The organism is Rhodococcus oryzae, from assembly GCF_005049235.1.
GTDB classification, from domain to species: domain Bacteria; phylum Actinomycetota; class Actinomycetes; order Mycobacteriales; family Mycobacteriaceae; genus Rhodococcus_G; species Rhodococcus_G oryzae.
Genome location: NZ_SUMD01000006.1, coordinates 113,202 through 130,098, shown reverse-complemented (window position 1 = coordinate 130,098; position 16,897 = coordinate 113,202). Strand labels below are relative to the sequence as shown.

Here is a 16,897-nt window from a genome sequence, read left to right as displayed (position 1 = left end):
ACCGCTTCCGTTCTCAGCTCGCCGAGCCGTCGAAGGAGAAGCGCGGGAACGCGAGCTCGCCTGCGTAGCGGGCCGCGTCGCCGAGGGCCTCCTCGATGCGGAGGAGCTGGTTGTACTTCGCGACGCGCTCGCTGCGGGCGGGGGCGCCGGTCTTGATCTGGCCACTGCCGACGGCGACGGCGAGGTCGGCGATGGTGGTGTCCTCGGTCTCGCCCGAGCGGTGGCTCATCATCGTCTTGTAGCCGTTGCGGTGCGCCAGGTCGACGGCGTCCAGGGTCTCGGTCAGCGTGCCGATCTGGTTGACCTTGACCAGCAGCGCGTTCGCGGCGCCCTTGACGATGCCCTCTTCGAGGCGATCCGGGTTGGTGACGAACAGGTCGTCGCCGACGAGCTGGACCTTGTCACCGATCTGCTCGGTGAGCGCGACCCAGCCCTCCCAGTCGTCCTCGTCCAGCGGGTCCTCGATGGAGACCAGCGGGTACGCGGCGATCAGATCGGCGTAGAAGGCCGACATCTCGGCGGCGGTGCGGATCTTGCCCTCGAACTTGTAGCCCGTGCCCTTGGTGTAGAACTCGGTCGCCGCGACGTCGAGCGCCAGCGCGACGTCGGTGCCCAGGTTCAGGCCCGTCTTGGCGATGGCCTCGATGATCAGGTCGAGTGCTTCCTTGGTGCCCGCGACATCGGGGGCGAAGCCGCCCTCGTCACCGAGGCCGGTGGACAGGCCCTTGGCCTTGAGAACCGACTTGAGCGAGTGGTACACCTCGGTGCCCCAGCGCAGCGACTCCTTGAAGGTGGCGGCGCCGATCGGCGCGACCATGAACTCCTGGACGTCGACGCCGGTGTCCGCGTGCGCGCCACCGTTGAGGATGTTCATCATCGGGACGGGCAGGACGTGCGCGTTCGGGCCGCCGACGTAGCGGAAGAGCTCCAGGCCGGAGGACTCGGCGCCCGCGCGGGCGACGGCCAGCGACGCGCCGAGCAGGGCGTTGGCGCCGAGGCGGGACTTGTCCGGGGTGCCGTCGAGGTCCAGCAGGGCCTGGTCGACCACGCGCTGCTCGGTGGCGTCGATGCCGATGATGGCCGGGGCGATCTCGCCGAGCACGGCCTCGACGGCCTTCTCGACGCCCTTGCCGCCGTAGCGGTCGCCGCCGTCACGCAGCTCCACGGCCTCGTGCTCGCCCGTGGAGGCACCCGAGGGCACCGCGGCGCGCGCGAAGCTGCCGTCGTCGAGCAGCACCTCGACCTCCACCGTGGGGTTTCCCCGGGAATCGAGGATCTCGCGAGCTCCGACCTGCTCAATGATGGCCACGGATGGTTCTCCTTTTGGCGGCGTTTCCAGTAGACGATTTCGCTACATAGTGCCAGGTCTGAGCCTAACGGCAGCAACCGGCCGTGTCGTCGCGCCGCGCGGTCACGGCCGGGTCCCCACCGAATACGCGGCCGCGCGGTCGCGAACGTCGTCCAGGTACTCGCCGGACAGGTTGTATGCCATCAACGACCGGCGCCAGCCCTCCTCGGAGGTCAGATCGCCGCCCCTGGCGCAGAGATACCGGGCCGCCGTCAGCGCCGCGTCGTCGATGTTGTCCGGATTCGCCACCCCGTCGCCGTTGGCGTCGACGCCCCACCGCTTCCAGGTCTCGGGGATGAACTGCAGCGGGCCCATCGCGCGGTCGTGCACGGGGTCGCCGTCCATCGCGCCGCCGTCGGTGTCCGGGATCTCGGCGACCCCCGGTCCCCCGTCGAGCGGTATCCCCCGGATCTGCGGGCTGACGTCGCCGGTCGGCGCGACGGATGAACCGCGGTAGGTGCCGTGCCTGCTCTCGACGCTCGCGATACCCGCCAACGTCGTCCATCCGATGCCGCACTCGGGCCGGGACTGCGCCATCACCGCGGCCGCGTAGCCGTAGGCCTCGAGCGCGGTGACCGAGATGCCGAGGGCATCGGTCTGGTCGGCGGCCCAGTCCCGCAACTGATCGGCGGTCCGACCGGGCGCGTCGATGTCGATCGGGGGCACGGGCGCACCGGGGCCCGGCGGAATGCCCTGTGGGATGGCGATCTTCGGCTCACCCGCACATCCGGCGAGGACCGCGGCGCCGAGCACGGTCCCGACAACGCACCCGAGCAGTCGTCGATGTCGTGTGGTCACCGCGTCCATAATCCACGTGAAACACGGGCGGGCGGCAATCCGGGCAATTCGGACGGGCCGCCGCCGCGGCGGGGACGCGCGTCTGGTAAGTGCTACCTTAGTTCGGTTCAAGAGAAGGTTCGCCTTGCCTATGTATGGGCTGCGGACGTGCACAGATGAGGAGCCGCCGTGCTCACACTCGCCGCAGGCGCGAGCGCGCCGAGCGTTGCGACGCAACTGGTCGGCAGCGGACTCATCGGGCTCCGCGAGGGACTCGAGACCGGCATCGTCGTGATGATCCTGGTCGCGTTCCTGGTCAAGTCCGACCGGCGCGACGCCCTCAAATGGGTGTGGCTCGGCGTCGCCGCCGCCGTCGCCATGGTCGCGATCATCTTCGTCGCAATCCATTTCGGCACCTCGACGGTCACCGGACTGGCTGCCGAGCTCATCAGCGGACTCGCGTCCCTGGTCGCCGTGGTCATCGTGACCGCGATGATCCTGTGGATGCGCAAGGCCGCCGCCTCGATCTCCGGGCACCTGCGCGCGGGACTGTCCAAGGCGCTGGCCGTCGGACCGTTCGCGGTCGCGTCGATGGCGTTCTTCGCCGTCGGCCGCGAGGGAGTGGAGACCGCGCTGCTGCTGGTCGGCTACGCGGAGAACACCGCGGGCAGCATCTGGCCGCTCGTCGGACTGCTCCTCGGGATCGCCGTCGCCGCGGCCCTGACCGTCGCGCTGTACTTCGGTGCGGTCCGGATCAACTTCGCGGCCTTCTTCCGCTACACCGGCGTGTTCCTGGTCGTCGTCGCGGCCGGGATCCTGGCGTACGGCGTCCGCGCCCTGCAGATCGCCGGCTGGCTCCCTGGCGGATCGAACCTGGCGTTCGATGTCTCGGCGCACTTCGACACCTCGACCTGGTACGGCACCGTCCTGCAGGGCATCTTCAACTTCCGGCCGGACCCGACGGTCCTCCAGGTGGTCGCCTGGGCGGTGTACCTGGTCGTCGTGCTCACCCTGTTCCTGCGCCCGCTGCCCGCCAAGCCCGGGCCCGAGCGGGCTCCGCTCCCCGAGCCCTCCAACATCCCCGCATCCTGAAAGGCTCCATCGTGCGTCGCACCGTTCCCGCCATTGCACTGCTGGCCCTCGCGCCGGTGGCGCTGGCCGCCTGCACCTCCAAGTCCGAGAGCGCCGAGGGCGCGATCGCGGTGACCGCGACCGACACCGGCTGCGAGGTCGCGCGCGACACCGGGGAGACCGGCAACAACACCTTCGAGATCACCAACAACGGTTCGAAGGTCACCGAGTTCTACGTATACGGCGAGGGTGACCGCGTCATGGGCGAGGTCGAGAACGTCGGCCCGGGCCTGACCCGCACCCTGATCGTGAACTTCGCCGAGGCAGGCACTTACCACACCGCCTGCAAGCCCGGCATGGTCGGCGACGGCATCCGCTCCGAGTTCACGGTGACCGGCGACTCCTCCAAGGCCGCCGACGAGAGCGGCCAGCTGGCCGACGCCGCGGCCGAGTACAAGCGCTACGTCACGAGCCAGGTCACCGCACTCCAGGAGACGGCGGCGGTGTTCGTCGCCGCAGTCAAGTCCGGAGACATCGAGGCCGCCAAGGCGAAGTTCCCGACCACCCGCACCTACTACGAGCGCATCGAGCCGATCGCCGAGTCGTTCCCCGACGACCTCGACCCGCGACTGGACCTGCGCGAGGTCGACCTCGAGCCGGGCCAGAAGTGGACCGGTTTCCACCGGCTCGAGAAGGACCTGTGGGCGCAGGGCCTGCAGCCCGACACGAACGCCATCGCCGACCAGCTCCTCGCCGACCTCCAGGAACTGTCCGACGGCATCAACTCCCCCGACTTCACCGTCGACCCGATCCAGGTCGCCGGCGGCGCCCAGACGCTGCTCGACGAGGTCTCCCGCACCAAGATCACCGGCGAAGAGGACATCTTCAGCGGCACCGACCTGTGGGACTTCCAGGCCAATGTCGACGGCTCCCAGGCCGCGATCGCGACGCTCCGCCCGATCGTCGACGAGAAGAACCCCGCGCTGGGCACCCGGATCGATCAGCGATTCGCCGAGCTCGACGCGGAGCTGGCTCTCTACCGCAGCGGCGACGGCTTCGTGCTGTACAGCACGGTGACCGAGCCGCAGCGCCAGGCGCTTTCGCAGAAGATCGACGCGCTGTCCGCCGAGGTGAGCCAGGTGCAGGGTGTCGTCGCCGGGCAGTGACGGCGCCAGCCGTCCCGGGCTCTCGCGGCGCCGGCTCTTCGGCGCCGTTGGCGCCGGGGCGCTCGCGGTCGGCGCTGGCGCAGCGGTCGGTCGCCTGACCGCCCCCGAGCCCGCATCGGTGGACACCCAGGTGGTCGCCTTCCGCGGCGCCCACCAGGCCGGGATCGTCACCCCGGCGCAGGACCGCATGCACTTCGTCGCGTTCGACGTCACCACCGACTCCCGGGACGACCTGGTTGCCCTGCTGAAGAAGTGGACCGAGATGGCGGAGCGGATGACGGCGGGCGAGCAGGCCGTGCCCGACGGCGCGATCGGCGCGGGCGACTACTCCCCGCCGACCGACACCGGCGAGGCACTCGACCTGCACGCGAGCCGGCTGACGCTGACCATCGGGTTCGGGCCGTCGCTGTTCGAGCGGTTCGGGCTGGCGGGCAGGCGGCCCGCGGCGCTCGCCGAGTTGCCCAAGTTCACCGGCGACTCCCTCGACCCGGCCCGCAGCGGCGGGGACATCTGCATCCAGGCCTGCGCGGACGACCCCCAGGTGGCCGTGCACGCCATCCGTAACCTCGCCCGGGTCGGCTTCGGCACCGTCGCGGTGAAGTGGTCGCAGCTCGGGTTCGGCCGGACCTCCTCGACCTCGACGACCCAGTCGACGCCGCGAAACCTGTTCGGGTTCAAGGACGGAACGCGCAACATCAAGGCCGAGGACCAGGGCGCCGTGGACGAACAGGTCTGGGTGGCCGGGGCCGACGACCAGGAGTGGATGGCGGGCGGCTCGTACCTGGTGGCCCGGCGCATCCGGATGCTGATCGAATCATGGGACCGCACCGCGCTCCACGAACAGGAGCGGGTGATCGGGCGTAGCAAGGGCACCGGTGCTCCGCTCGGCGAGAAGAACGAGTTCGATCCGCTGAACCTCGATGCGAAGGGAGCGGGCGGGCAGCCCGTCATCGACACCGACGCGCACGTCCGGCTCGCCTCCGACGAGGAGCTCGGCGGCATCAAGATCCTGCGCCGCGGCTACAACTTCACCGATGGGTCCGACGGATTCGGACACCTCGACGCCGGACTGTTCTTCATCGCCTACTGCCGCGATCCACAGAAGCAGTTCGTGCCGATGCAGTTGTCGCTCTCACGCAACGACGCCCTGAACGAGTACATCAAGCACGTCGGGTCCGCGGTGTTCGCCGTGCCGCCCGGCGTCCAGGACGACGGCGGGTACTGGGGTTCGACGCTGTTCGAGGGGCAGGCGTCCCCGGCGGAACCGGTCGCGGAGCCGGGGCACTGACCGCGGCGGACCGGATCCGCTAGGCCCAGTGCGCCTTCCAGTCCTCGGGGGCCAGTCCCCCGGGGGCGACCCCGGCCACCGCGGCGGCGCGCTCGGCGGCCCGGATCCGGTCCGCGAAGGCCAGCACGGCCCGCCGCAGCGTCACCTCCGCGTTGCCGTTCTCCCCGATCCGGACCGTCGTGAGGTCCTCGGGCACCAGCTCGGCGGGCAACCCGGCCTTGCGGGCCCGGCCGATCACCTTCTCCGCCAACGCCAGGGCGGGCAGGCTGGTGGCGATGCCGTCGATGCACGAGGCGCGCGACTTCTCCGCGAGCTTGCGGCGCTCCCACGCCGCCTCCTGCTCGGCGATGTCGATCGGGCCGACGGCATCCTCGGCCAGGTGCGGGCTGCGGTGCGCCAGCTTGGCGACCAGCGTGGCCGCCACGTCGTCGACGTCGAAGTGCCCGGCAGCCTGTGCGATCCGGGACTGGAAGAGCACCTGCAGCAACAGATCCCCGAGCTCCTCACGGATCTCGGCCTGGTCGCCCGCGGCGATCGCGTCGAGCAGCTCGTAGGTCTCCTCGACGAGGTAGACCGTCAGCGAGTCATGGGTCTGGGTGACCTCCCAGCCGCCGTAGCCCCACAACTTGTCCATCACGTCGATGGCCTCGACCACACTGTCGCCCGGCCGTGGCGGCTCGCTCGTCACCGCCTCACACCCTCGCCGGCAGGCTGACGTCGACGGCGCCCGCCGCGCGGCCGTCCAACGCGAGCAGGAAGTCCGCGATGTACTGCAGCAGCGCGACGTCGCGCACCCGGTCCGCGCCGACCCCGCCGGAACCGGTGCGCGGCAACGGAAGCTGCACCAGCCCGGTCGTCGCTCGGTACTGCGCGCTCGGGTACAGGCGCTTGAGGCGCAGCTGCTTCGAGTCCGGGAGGTGCATCGGCGCGATCTTGAGCTGGGTGCCCGCGACAGAGACCTCCTCGAGGCCGAACTCGCGGCAGAGCAGGCGCAGCTTGGCGACCGAGACCAGCCGGCCCACCTCCTCCGGCACCGGGCCGTACCGGTCGACCAGTTCCTCGATCACCGCGGCGATGGCCTCGGGGTCCGTGGCGGCGGCCAGCTTCCGGTACGCCTCGAGCCGGAGCCGGTCGCTGGTCACGTAGTCGGGCGGGATGTGCGCGTCCACCGGCAGGTCGATGCGGACCTCTTTCGGTGCCTCGTCGGTGGTGACCGGCCTGCCGTCGGCGACCGCGCGGAACGCCTCAACGGCCTCGCCGACCAACCGCACGTACAGGTCGAAACCGACACCCGCGACGTGACCGGACTGCTCCGCACCCAACACATTTCCCGCGCCGCGGATCTCGAGGTCCTTCATGGCGACGGCCATGCCCGCGCCCAGATCGGAGTTCTGCGAGATGGTGGCGAGGCGATCGTAGGCGGTCTCGGTGAGCGGCTTCTCCGGCGGGTACAGGAAGTAGGCGTACCCGCGCTCCCGGCTGCGGCCGACGCGCCCACGCAGCTGGTGCAGCTGGGACAGGCCGAGCGAATCGGCCCGCTCCACGAGCAGGGTGTTGGCGTTCGAGATGTCCAGCCCGGTCTCGATGATCGTGGTGCACACCAGCACGTCGAACTCGCGCTCCCAGAAGCCCTGCACGGTCTTCTCGAGGGTCTCCTCGTTCATCTGGCCGTGCGCGACCACCACCCTCGCCTCGGGCACCAGGTCGCGAAGTCGCTTGGCGGCCTTGTCGATCGAGCTGACCCGGTTGTGCACGTAGAACACCTGGCCATCCCGCAGCAGCTCGCGCCGGATCGCGGCGGCCACCTGCTTGTCGGCGTACGCGCCGACATAGGTGAGCACCGGGTGCCGCTCCTCGGGCGGGGTGAGGATGGTCGACATCTCGCGGATGCCCGCCATGCTCATCTCGAGGGTTCGCGGAATCGGGGTGGCGGACATGGTGAGCACGTCGACGTGGGTGCGCAGCGCCTTGATGTGTTCCTTGTGCTCGACGCCGAAGCGCTGTTCCTCGTCGACGATCACCAGCCCGAGGTCCTTCCAGCGGACCGCGGTCTGCAAGAGCCGGTGGGTGCCGACGACGACGTCGACCTCGCCGTCCGCCATACCGGCGATGATCTCCTTCGACTCCCCCGCATCGGTGAACCGGGACAGGCCCCGGACCTTGACCGGGAAGGCGGCCATCCGCTCTGTGAAGGTCTGCAGATGCTGTTGCGCGAGAAGGGTGGTCGGCACCAGCACCGCCACCTGCTTGCCGTCCTGGACTGCCTTGAAGGCGGCCCGGACCGCGACCTCGGTCTTGCCGTAGCCGACGTCGCCGATCACCACGCGGTCCATCGGGACCGGCTTCTCCATGTCACCCTTGACCTCGTCGATCACCGTCAACTGGTCGTGGGTCTCGGTGAACGCGAACGCGTCCTCCATCTCCTTCTGCCACGGGGTGTCCGGGCCGAAGGCGTGGCCCGGCGCGGCCTGCCTGGCGGCGTACAGCTGCACCAGCTCGCCGGCGATCTCACGAACCGCCTTGCGGGCCTTGCGCTTGGTGTTGGTCCAGTCTGAGCCGCCGAGCTTCGAGAGCGCGGGCAGCTCGCCGCCGACGTAGCGGGAGAGCTGGTCGAGGGACTCCATCGGCACGAACAGCCGGTCGCCGGGGTGCCCCCGCTTGCTGGCCGCGTACTCGATCACCAGGTACTCGCGGCGCGCGCCGCCCACGGTCCGCTCGACCATCTCGACGAAGCGGCCGATGCCGTGCTGGTCGTGCACCACCATGTCGCCCGCGGTCAGCGCGAGTGGGTCGACCTGATTGCGCCGCTTGGCGGGCAGCCGCTTGCCGTCCCCGACTGCCGCGACGCGGTTGCCGGTGAGGTCGGACTCGGTGATCAGGACGAGGCCGGCATCTGCGTCGGTGGCCTCGCCGCCAGGGAACATCAGTCCGTCGTGCAGGCTGCCGCAGAGCACCCCGACCACGCCCGGCCCTGGCGCCGCGCCCGGCGCGAGCTGGGTCGCCGGGACCTCCGCCTCGGCGAGGCGTTCCAGCACCCGGTGCGCGGTGCCGGAGCCGGCCACCACGATCGCGGCCCGACCGCCCGCGCTCACGTGCGCCCGCAGCGTCACGAACAGTTCGGCCAGCAGCTCGTCGGAACCGCGGACCTCCGGTACCGCCCGCAGTTCGAGGGCCAGTTCCTCGCCGCTGCCCGAGGCGAGCGGACTGACCGTCCACCAGGGCCTGCCGGACGCCTCGACACTCTCGCGCACCTGCCGCAGCGACCGGTAGGCGGAGGCCGCGAGGTCGAGGCCCTTGCCGCCGACGCTCGAGGTGTCGATCGCGGACGCGTCCAGCGGCGCCGCCCCGCCCAGCGAGGCCGCCGTCCAGGACGCCTCGAGGAACTCCTGGCCGGTGCGCACCAGGTCGGTCGCGCGGGTGCGGATCTTCTCCGGGTCGCAGAGCAGCACGTGCGTTTTCGCGGGCAGCGCGTCGGTGAGCAGCGCCAGCTCGCCGTTCTGCAGCACGGGCAGCAGCGCCTCCATGCCCTCGACCGGGATGCCGGCGGACAGCTTGTCGAGCATCTCCACCAGCGCCGCATCGGCCTGGTTGTCGGCGGCCAGTGCGGCCGCGCGATCGCGCACCGCCGCGGTGAGCAGCAGCTCGCGACAGGGCGGCGCGATCAGGGTGGCGACCTCCAGCTCGGGCAGCGATCGCTGATCGGCCACCGAGAATGCGCGCAGCTCGGTGACCTCATCGCCCCAGAACTCCACCCGCACCGGGTGGTCGGCGGTCGGCGAGAAGATGTCGAGGATGCCGCCCCTGACCGCGAACTCGCCGCGCTTGCCGACCATGTCGACGCGCTCGTAGGCCAGTTCGACAAGGCGGTGCGTCAGCGCGTCGAAGTCGTGTTCGGATCCGACCCGCAGCGTGATCGGTTCGATCTCGCCGAGCCCGGGGGCCATCGGCTGCACCAGCGAGCGGACGGTGGTGACGATGACCCGCAGCGGCGGGCCGTAGTCGGCGTCGTCCGGGCGGGCCAGCCTGCGCAGCACCTCGAGCCTGCGGCCGACCGTGTCCGCGCCGGGCGAGAGCCGCTCGTGCGGCAGCGTCTCCCAGGACGGGAACTGCGCGACAGCGTCACCGAGCACCTCGCGCAGCTCGGCGGTCAGGTCGTCGGCTTCGCGGCCGGTCGCGGTGACGAGCAGCAGCTGCGTCTCCCCCGCGATGGCCGAGGCGATGAAGGGCCTGGCCGGCGTGGGCGCGACGATGTCGATCGAGGCCGAGCCGACGGCCTCGCGCACGCCGCCGAAGGCGGGGTCGGCGAGGGCCACCGAGAACACTCCGGCAAGGGGAAACGCAGCGGAGTCGACGGCCACCGGGTTCGAAGAACGGGAAGACAACGTCGATGCTCCTGGGCTCGCCGAACGGGTGAAGCCGCCGCTGGGGACGACCACAGAAGAGTCTAGGCGCGGCCACCGACGTTTTCCGATGGGCCCGCCGCGGTGGCGCGACCCCGGCCGCCGCTACTCGCCGCCGAGCTTCGGATCGGCCTCCAGGTTGGTCAGGCCGTTCCAGCACAGGTTCACCACGTGCGCGGCCACCACTTCCTTGGGCGGGGTGCGTTCGTCGAGCCACCACTGCGCGGTCATCGACACCATCCCGACCAACGCCTGCGCATAGAGCGGGGCGAGCTCCGGGTCGAAGCCACGCTTGGAGAAGTCCGAGGCCAGGATGTGCCCGACCTGGCCGACCGCGTCGTTGAGCAGAGACGAATAGGTGCCGTCGGCGGCCGTCACCGAGGAGTCGCGCACCAGGATGCGGAAGCCGTCGGTGCGCTCCTCGACGTAGGTGAGCAGGGCCAACGCCACCCGCTCCACCCGGACGCGGGACCGGTTCTGCGAGAGCGAGGCGGTGATCATGTTGAGCAGGGTCGACATCTCGCGGTCCACGACCACGGCGTAGAGGCCCTCCTTGCCGCCGAAGTGCTCGTAGACCACGGGCTTGGAAACGCTCGCGCGGGCGGAGATCTCCTCGATGGAGGTGGCCTCGTACCCGCGTTCGGCGAACAGGGCACGGGCGATCTCGATCAGCTGCTCGCGACGCTGGGTGCCGGTCATCCGCGTCCGCGGAGGTCGTTCGCCGGAGGCCTGCGGTGGTCGGGACATGCCGCCAGCCTATCCGGCGCGCGAATCGATTCAGTCGAGGCGGTTCGACCAAATCCGCGCCAGCATGCGAGGATCGTGGGCGCACAGGCGGGGCCGGGTGGAGCCTCCGGTTTCTGACGCGTTTCCGCAGGTGCGGCAATCCGCCGTAGTGTAATGGCAGCACCTCTGATTTTGGTTCAGATAGTTCAGGTTCGAGTCCTGGCGGCGGAGCGCGAAGTGCTGGGTCAGCCAGCAGCTGTAGAGACCGGTTCGAGTTCGAGGGAGCGTCATGCCAGCCGAGACCGCCGTGGTCGTCCTCGCCGCAGGGGCAGGGACTCGGATGCGGTCCAAGACCCCCAAAGTGCTGCACGCGATCGCCGGTCGGACGATGCTCGCGCATTCCCTGCACGCGGCCTCCGAGCTCGATCCCGCGCACCTGGTCACCGTCGTCGGCCACGAGCGCGAGGCCGTCGGCGCCGCGACCGCACAGGTCGCCGGGGACCTGGGCCGCAAGATCCTCACCGCGGTGCAGGACGAGCAGAAGGGCACCGGACACGCGGTGGCGTGCGGCCTGAGCGCGCTGCCCGACGACTTCGACGGCACCGTCCTTGTCACCTCCGCCGATGTCCCCTTGCTCGACGGGGAGGCGCTGCGCGCGCTGCTCGCCACCCACACCGCAGCCCCCGCGGCCGCCGTGACCGTTCTCACCTCCACCGCCGCCGACCCCACCGGCTACGGACGCATCCTGCGCACCACCGACGGCGAGGTGAACGCGATCGTCGAGCAGGCCGACGCCACCGATTCGCAGCGCGCCATCACCGAGGTCAACTCCGGTGTCTACGCCTTCGACGTCGCCACCCTGCGCTCCGCTCTCGCCTCGCTCAGCGCGAACAACGCGCAGGGCGAGCTCTACCTGACGGACGTCATCGCCATCGCCCGCCGCGCGGGCAAGACGGTGCGCGCCAAGCACCTCGCCGACTCGCTGCTCGTCGCCGGGGCCAACGACCGGGTCCAGCTCGCGACCCTCGCGCACGAGCTCAACCGCCGGATCCTGGTGCGGCACATGCGCGCCGGGGTCACCGTCATCGACCCCTCGAGCACGTGGATCGACGTCGACGTGGAGCTCGGGCCCGACGTGACCATCGAGCCAGGCGTGCAGCTGCGCGGCCGCACCACCGTGGGCGAGGACGCCGTCATCGGCCCGGACTCGACCCTCAGCGACGTCACCGTCGGCGAGGGCGCCACCGTGATCCGCACCCACGCCGACCGCTCGACGATCGGCGCGGGCGCCACCGTCGGGCCGTTCACCTACCTGCGCCCCGGCACCGTGCTCGGCGAGGCGGGCAAGCTGGGCGCCTTCGTCGAGGTGAAGAACTCCGACATCGGGGCGCACTCGAAGGTGCCGCACCTGACCTATGTCGGCGACGCCACCGTCGGTGAGCACAGCAACATCGGGGCGTCGAGCGTCTTCGTCAACTACGACGGCGTCAGCAAGAGCCGTACGGTGGTGGGGTCGCACGTCCGCACCGGGTCCGACACGATGTTCGTCGCCCCGGTGCAGGTGGGCGACGGTGCGTACACCGGTGCGGGTACGGTGCTGCGGTTCGACGTTCCGCCCGGCGCGCTCGCCGTGTCCGGGGGTAAGCAGCGCAACATCGAAGGTTGGGTCGAGCGGAACCGACCCGGCACCGCGGCGGCCGAAGCGGCGGCGCGGGCACAACAGCAACAAGCCGAAAACACGAACAAGGATGGCGAAGATCAGTGACTAGCGCGAATTGGATCGACAACCAGAAGAACCTGATGCTCTTCTCTGGTCGCGCCCATCCCGAGTTGGCCGAGCAGGTCGCGAAAGAGCTGGACATCCAGGTCACCCCGCAGACCGCCCGCGACTTCGCCAACGGCGAGATCTTCGTCCGGTTCGAGGAGTCGGTGCGTGGATCCGATGCGTTCGTGCTGCAGAGCCACCCGGCCCCGCTGAACCAGTGGGTCATGGAGCAGCTGATCATGATCGACGCGCTCAAGCGTGGGTCCGCCAAGCGCATCACCGCGGTGCTGCCGTTCTACCCGTACGCCCGCCAGGACAAGAAGCACCGCGGCCGCGAGCCCATCTCGGCCCGCCTGATCGCGGACCTGCTCAAGACCGCGGGCGCCGACCGGATCATCACGGTCGACCTGCACACCGATCAGATCCAGGGCTTCTTCGACGGCCCCGTCGATCACATGCACGCGCAGGGCCAGCTCGCCGAGTACGTGCGGGAGAACTACGGCACCGACAACATCTGCGTCGTCTCCCCGGACGCCGGCCGCGTCAAGGTCGCCGAGAAGTGGGCGGATGCCCTCGACGGCGCGCCGCTGGCGTTCGTGCACAAGACGCGCGATCCGCTGGTCCCGAACCAGGTCAAGTCCAACCGCGTCGTCGGTGACGTCAACGGCCGCACCTGCGTGCTGATCGACGACATGATCGACACCGGCGGCACCATCGCCGGCGCCGTCAAGGTGCTCAAGGACGCCGGTGCCGGCGACGTCATCATCGCCACCACGCACGGGATCTTCTCGCACCCGGCAGCCGAGCGACTCGCGGCCTGCGGCGCCAAGGAGGTCATCGCGACCAACACGCTGCCGATCCCCGAGGAGAAGCGTTTCCCGACGCTGACCGTGCTCTCGATCGCGCCGCTGCTCGCGCGCACCATCAAGGAGGTCTTCGAGAACGGCTCGGTGACCTCCCTCTTCAACGGCAGCGCCTAGGCACTTCGCGCCTGTGCGCGGTTGACGAGTCCCTTGACCCGTCAACCGCGCACAGGCGCTAGCCTTTTCACATGACCGCGTTCTCCGGGTTCCCCGTCGCCGCCCTGGACTTCTACGAGGACCTCGAGGCGGACAACAGCAAGAGTTGGTGGACGGCGCACAAGGCCGTCTACGACGAGAGCGTGCACGCGCCGATGGCCGCGTTGCTCGCCGAACTGGAGCCCGATTTCGGGCAGGCCAAGCTGTTCCGCCCGTACCGCGATGTCCGGTTCTCCAAGGACAAGTCGCCGTACAAGACGCATCAGGGCGGCTTCTGCGCGGTGGGACCCGCCCTCGGCTACTACGTGCAGCTCGACGCCCGCGGGCTCTTCGTGGCGGGCGGCTTCTATCAGGCCGACCCGGATCGGGTCGCGCGCTTCCGTGCCGCGGTCGACAGCGACCTCCGCGGCGGCCAGCTCGAGACGATCACCCGGGACCTCGAGGCAGCGAAGTTCGAGATCGGCGGCGACCGGCTCAAGACGACGCCGCGCGGCTACACCGTCGAGCATCCGCGGATCGAGCTGCTTCGCCACAAGTCGCTGACGGCCAGTCACCTGTACGCCTCCCCGAAGTGGCTCGACACCAGGCGCACCGCGACCGAGGTCCGCGAGGCGTGGGAATCGTTGCGGCCCCTGGTCGAATGGGCCACCGATGTGATCGGGGCCCCGGCCTAGAAAACCACCAGCCCGGCCCGCCCGATCTGCGATGATCAACTATGGCGATGATTCGGCGCGTTCTCGTGCTCGTGAGCCTGGTCGGCCTCGTGGCCGCGTGCACCTCGACGGACACCGCGTCGCCACCCCCGTCACCCGCCGATCCGGCGCAGACCGATGCCGTCAAGACGATCGTCCGCGAGGCCATGGCCGAGGGCCACCTGAAGTCGGTGATCGTGCGCGCCACCGTCGACGGCAGGGAGATCCTCACCGAGGCCGTCGGGGAGTCGATGACGGGCGTGCCCGCCACCACCGACATGCACTTCCGCAACGGCGCGGTGGCCATCTCCTACGTCTCCACCCTGCTGCTCCAGCTCGTCGACGAGGGGAAGGTGAGCCTCGACGACAAGGTGTCGACCTGGCTGCCCTACATCCCCCACAGCGACCTCGTGACGCTCGGCCAGCTGGCCCAGATGACCTCGGGCTATCCCGACTACGTCCTGGGCGCCACCGAGTTCGACGCGGCCATCTACGCCGACCCCTTCCGCAGGTGGACGCCCGAGGAACTCATCGCCTCCGCGACCGCCAAGCCGCTGCTCTACGAGCCCGGGACGAACTGGAACTACGCGCACACCAACTACGTGATCCTCGGGCTGGCGTTGGAGAAGATCACCGGCAAGCGGATGACGGACCTCATGCAGGAGAGGGTGCTCGGCCCGCTCGGGCTGACCAACACCACCGACCCCGGCACCGCCGCCATCGCCGAACCCGCCCTGCACGCCTTCAGCTCCGAGCGTCGCGAGGCCCTCAAGATCCCGGCCGGCGCCCCGTTCTACGAGGAATCCACCTACTGGAATCCCTCCTGGACCATCACCCGCGGGGCCGTCCAGACCACCGACATCTCCGACATGCACGACACCGCGGTCGCGATCGGCACCGGCAAGCTCCTGTCCGCGGAGTCGTACCAGAAGATGGTGTCGACGGACCTGCGCGGCAAGACGACGACCCTGCCCGGATGCCCCACCTGCACCACGATGTCGGAGGGCTACACCTACGGGCTCGGGATCGTCATCACCGGCGACTGGCTGATGCAGAACCCGTTGTTCTCCGGGTACGCGGCCGCGGAGGCCTACCTGCCGTCGAAGAAGGTCGCGATCGCCGTCGCCGTCACCTACGACCAGGAGGCCTTCGACGACGCCGGCCTGTACAAGAACGAGGCCGAATCGATCTTCCGGAAGATAGGTGCCCAGCTCGCCCCCGGCGACGCGCCTCCGCCCCCGCCGCAGCGGTAACCCGGGGCCCGTCGACCGGCTCCGTTCGAGGTCCCGACGGGTGCCGGAACCTCTTGCGCGGCAAGCGTTTGACCGGGTCGCGGCGCGCCGCGCCGGGACATGAACATGAGATTGATCACGCCGGAATGCAGAACCGCAGGTTGGTTGCCAGCCGGTGTCGAGGGCCACTTCGCTCTGCCCTATTGTCATGCGTCGTGATTGACGCGCAGACACTCGATGGCCAGTCCGGAACAACGACGATGCGGACGGCCAGGCGATGGGTCCCCGGAGCCTGCGTCTGGTGCGGAGACGCGGAGTCGGTTGACATGTACCGCAACGAGCCGCGCTGCGGAACCTGCCGCGAAAACGAGGAGATCATCGAGGGCGCCCGGCGCTTCCTCGGGATGTACGGTCTGCGCCCGCTCGGCGGCACGCTGCAGTCCGACGACGAGGAAGAGCGGGAGTGGCGCGTCACCGCCCGCGACGCCCGCGCCGTGCTGAACCAGATCAAGCTCGAGACCCCGCCGGACCCGGCCCTGGTCCGCAAGGCCCTGCGGCCGCGCGCCGCCGCGGTCGTCGCGGAGACCGCGCCCGCGCCCCGCCGCACGGCCGCCCCGAAGGCAGCCTCCTCGGCCTCGACCCCGGCCGCGTCGGCACCGACCACCACCGTCGACATGGCGACCCTCGAGGCGCGCGTCACGGGCCTGCTCGACCAGCTCGCATCGGTCGACGAGCAGATCACCGTCGCGGAGGCCGGTCAGGGCCTGGCGGCCCGCGCCCGGCTCACCGACCTCGGCAACCAGAAGGCCTCGATCCTGCGCATGCTGGCCGCGCTGGAGAAGACCCGCCGCGGCATCGACGGCTGACCCGACGGTCCCGATGCGGCGGACCGTCCCGGTGCGGCACGATGAGCCGGTGAGCCTGTTGATCCGCGACGCCGACCACCTCGATCTGCCCGGCATCCTCGAGATCCACAACGAGGCGGTGCTCAACACCACCGCCATCTGGGACGAGGAGACGGTGGACGTCGAGGACCGCCGCGAGTGGCTCGAGGCCCGCCGCCGGGCCGGCTATCCGGTGCTCGTCGCGGAATCCGACGGCCGGGTGGCGGGTTACGCGTCCTACGGCGTGTGGCGGGCCAAGAGCGGCTACCGGTACACGGTGGAGAACTCGGTGTACGTGCACGTCGACCACCACCGCAAGGGGATCGCGTCCCAGCTGATGGCGGCGCTGATCGAGCGGGCCAGGGCGGGCAGTGTGCACGTGATGGTGGCGAGCATCGAGTCCGGCAACACCACCTCGATCACGCTGCACGAGCGGTTCGGCTTCCGGACGGTCGCCGTGATGCCCGAAGTCGGGATGAAGTTCGGGCGCTGGCTGGACATGACATTCATGCAGTTGACGCTGTAGGGC

General features: G+C 70.1%; 14 protein-coding genes and 1 tRNA gene. 10 read left to right on the top strand and 5 right to left on the bottom strand.

Annotated features, from left to right (window positions below):
* Positions 1-13: 13 nt before the first annotated feature.
* Both eno and FCG67_RS14210 read right to left on the bottom strand, forming a co-directional pair.
* The gene (eno, locus tag FCG67_RS14215) at positions 14-1,309 is read right to left on the bottom strand and encodes a phosphopyruvate hydratase (protein WP_136910412.1); all 1,296 of its coding nucleotides are present in this window, start codon (positions 1,307-1,309) and stop codon (positions 14-16) included.
* A 102-nt stretch (positions 1,310-1,411) separates the two neighbouring features.
* The gene (locus tag FCG67_RS14210) at positions 1,412-2,101 is read right to left on the bottom strand and encodes a lytic transglycosylase domain-containing protein (RefSeq protein WP_425467842.1); all 690 of its coding nucleotides are present in this window, start codon (positions 2,099-2,101) and stop codon (positions 1,412-1,414) included.
* A gap of 213 nt (positions 2,102-2,314) precedes the next feature.
* On the opposite strand from FCG67_RS14210, the gene efeU reads away from it, so the two are divergent.
* From efeU to efeB, 3 genes are read left to right on the top strand one after another with little or no spacing between them, the layout of a single operon-like run.
* Complete coding sequence (efeU, locus tag FCG67_RS25375) at positions 2,315-3,217, top strand: iron uptake transporter permease EfeU (RefSeq protein ID WP_246045069.1); 903 nt, start codon at positions 2,315-2,317, stop codon at positions 3,215-3,217.
* 11 nt (positions 3,218-3,228) lie between these two features.
* Positions 3,229-4,362: an iron uptake system protein EfeO gene (gene efeO, locus FCG67_RS25370; RefSeq protein ID WP_246045068.1), complete on the top strand. Its 1,134-nt coding sequence runs from the start codon at positions 3,229-3,231 to the stop codon at positions 4,360-4,362.
* Positions 4,343-5,650, top strand: a complete 1,308-nt coding sequence (efeB, locus tag FCG67_RS14200) for an iron uptake transporter deferrochelatase/peroxidase subunit (protein WP_136910409.1) — start codon at positions 4,343-4,345, stop codon at positions 5,648-5,650. Before efeO ends, efeB begins: the two co-directional genes overlap by 20 nt.
* Positions 5,651-5,669: 19 nt before the next feature.
* On the opposite strand, the gene FCG67_RS14195 is transcribed toward efeB, so the two are convergent.
* From FCG67_RS14195 to FCG67_RS14185, 3 genes are all read right to left on the bottom strand, one after another.
* Positions 5,670-6,338 (bottom strand): nucleoside triphosphate pyrophosphohydrolase, encoded by a 669-nt coding sequence (locus tag FCG67_RS14195; protein ID WP_246045067.1) that lies wholly within the window; start codon positions 6,336-6,338, stop codon positions 5,670-5,672.
* A gap of 4 nt (positions 6,339-6,342) precedes the next feature.
* Positions 6,343-10,008, bottom strand: a complete 3,666-nt coding sequence (gene mfd, locus FCG67_RS14190) for a transcription-repair coupling factor (RefSeq protein WP_136910597.1) — start codon at positions 10,006-10,008, stop codon at positions 6,343-6,345.
* Between the two features lie 147 nt (positions 10,009-10,155).
* A complete protein-coding gene (locus tag FCG67_RS14185) occupies positions 10,156-10,797 on the bottom strand; it encodes a TetR/AcrR family transcriptional regulator (protein ID WP_136910408.1) in 642 nt (213 codons plus the stop codon).
* A gap of 139 nt (positions 10,798-10,936) precedes the next feature.
* On the opposite strand from FCG67_RS14185, the gene FCG67_RS14180 reads away from it, so the two are divergent.
* The 7 genes from FCG67_RS14180 to FCG67_RS14150 all read left to right on the top strand — a co-directional run bounded on the left by FCG67_RS14180 (position 10,937) and on the right by FCG67_RS14150 (position 16,894).
* A tRNA-Gln gene (locus FCG67_RS14180) sits at positions 10,937-11,007 on the top strand.
* A gap of 58 nt (positions 11,008-11,065) precedes the next feature.
* Positions 11,066-12,541, top strand: coding sequence for a bifunctional UDP-N-acetylglucosamine diphosphorylase/glucosamine-1-phosphate N-acetyltransferase GlmU (gene glmU, locus FCG67_RS14175; RefSeq protein WP_136910407.1), 1,476 nt, complete (start codon positions 11,066-11,068; stop codon positions 12,539-12,541).
* Positions 12,538-13,521 (top strand): ribose-phosphate diphosphokinase, encoded by a 984-nt coding sequence (locus FCG67_RS14170; RefSeq protein ID WP_077042583.1) that lies wholly within the window; start codon positions 12,538-12,540, stop codon positions 13,519-13,521. The genes glmU and FCG67_RS14170 overlap by 4 nt, the downstream gene beginning before the upstream one ends.
* Before the next feature lie 71 nt (positions 13,522-13,592).
* Positions 13,593-14,234: a DUF2461 domain-containing protein gene (locus FCG67_RS14165; RefSeq protein ID WP_136910406.1), complete on the top strand. Its 642-nt coding sequence runs from the start codon at positions 13,593-13,595 to the stop codon at positions 14,232-14,234.
* Between the two features lie 41 nt (positions 14,235-14,275).
* A complete protein-coding gene (locus FCG67_RS14160; RefSeq protein WP_136910405.1) occupies positions 14,276-15,505 on the top strand; it encodes a serine hydrolase domain-containing protein in 1,230 nt (409 codons plus the stop codon).
* A 194-nt stretch (positions 15,506-15,699) separates the two neighbouring features.
* Positions 15,700-16,350, top strand: coding sequence for a hypothetical protein (locus tag FCG67_RS14155; protein ID WP_077042586.1), 651 nt, complete (start codon positions 15,700-15,702; stop codon positions 16,348-16,350).
* Positions 16,351-16,405: 55 nt separating this feature from the next.
* Positions 16,406-16,894: a GNAT family N-acetyltransferase gene (locus tag FCG67_RS14150; protein WP_136910596.1), complete on the top strand. Its 489-nt coding sequence runs from the start codon at positions 16,406-16,408 to the stop codon at positions 16,892-16,894.
* The last annotated feature ends 3 nt before the right edge of the window (positions 16,895-16,897 follow it).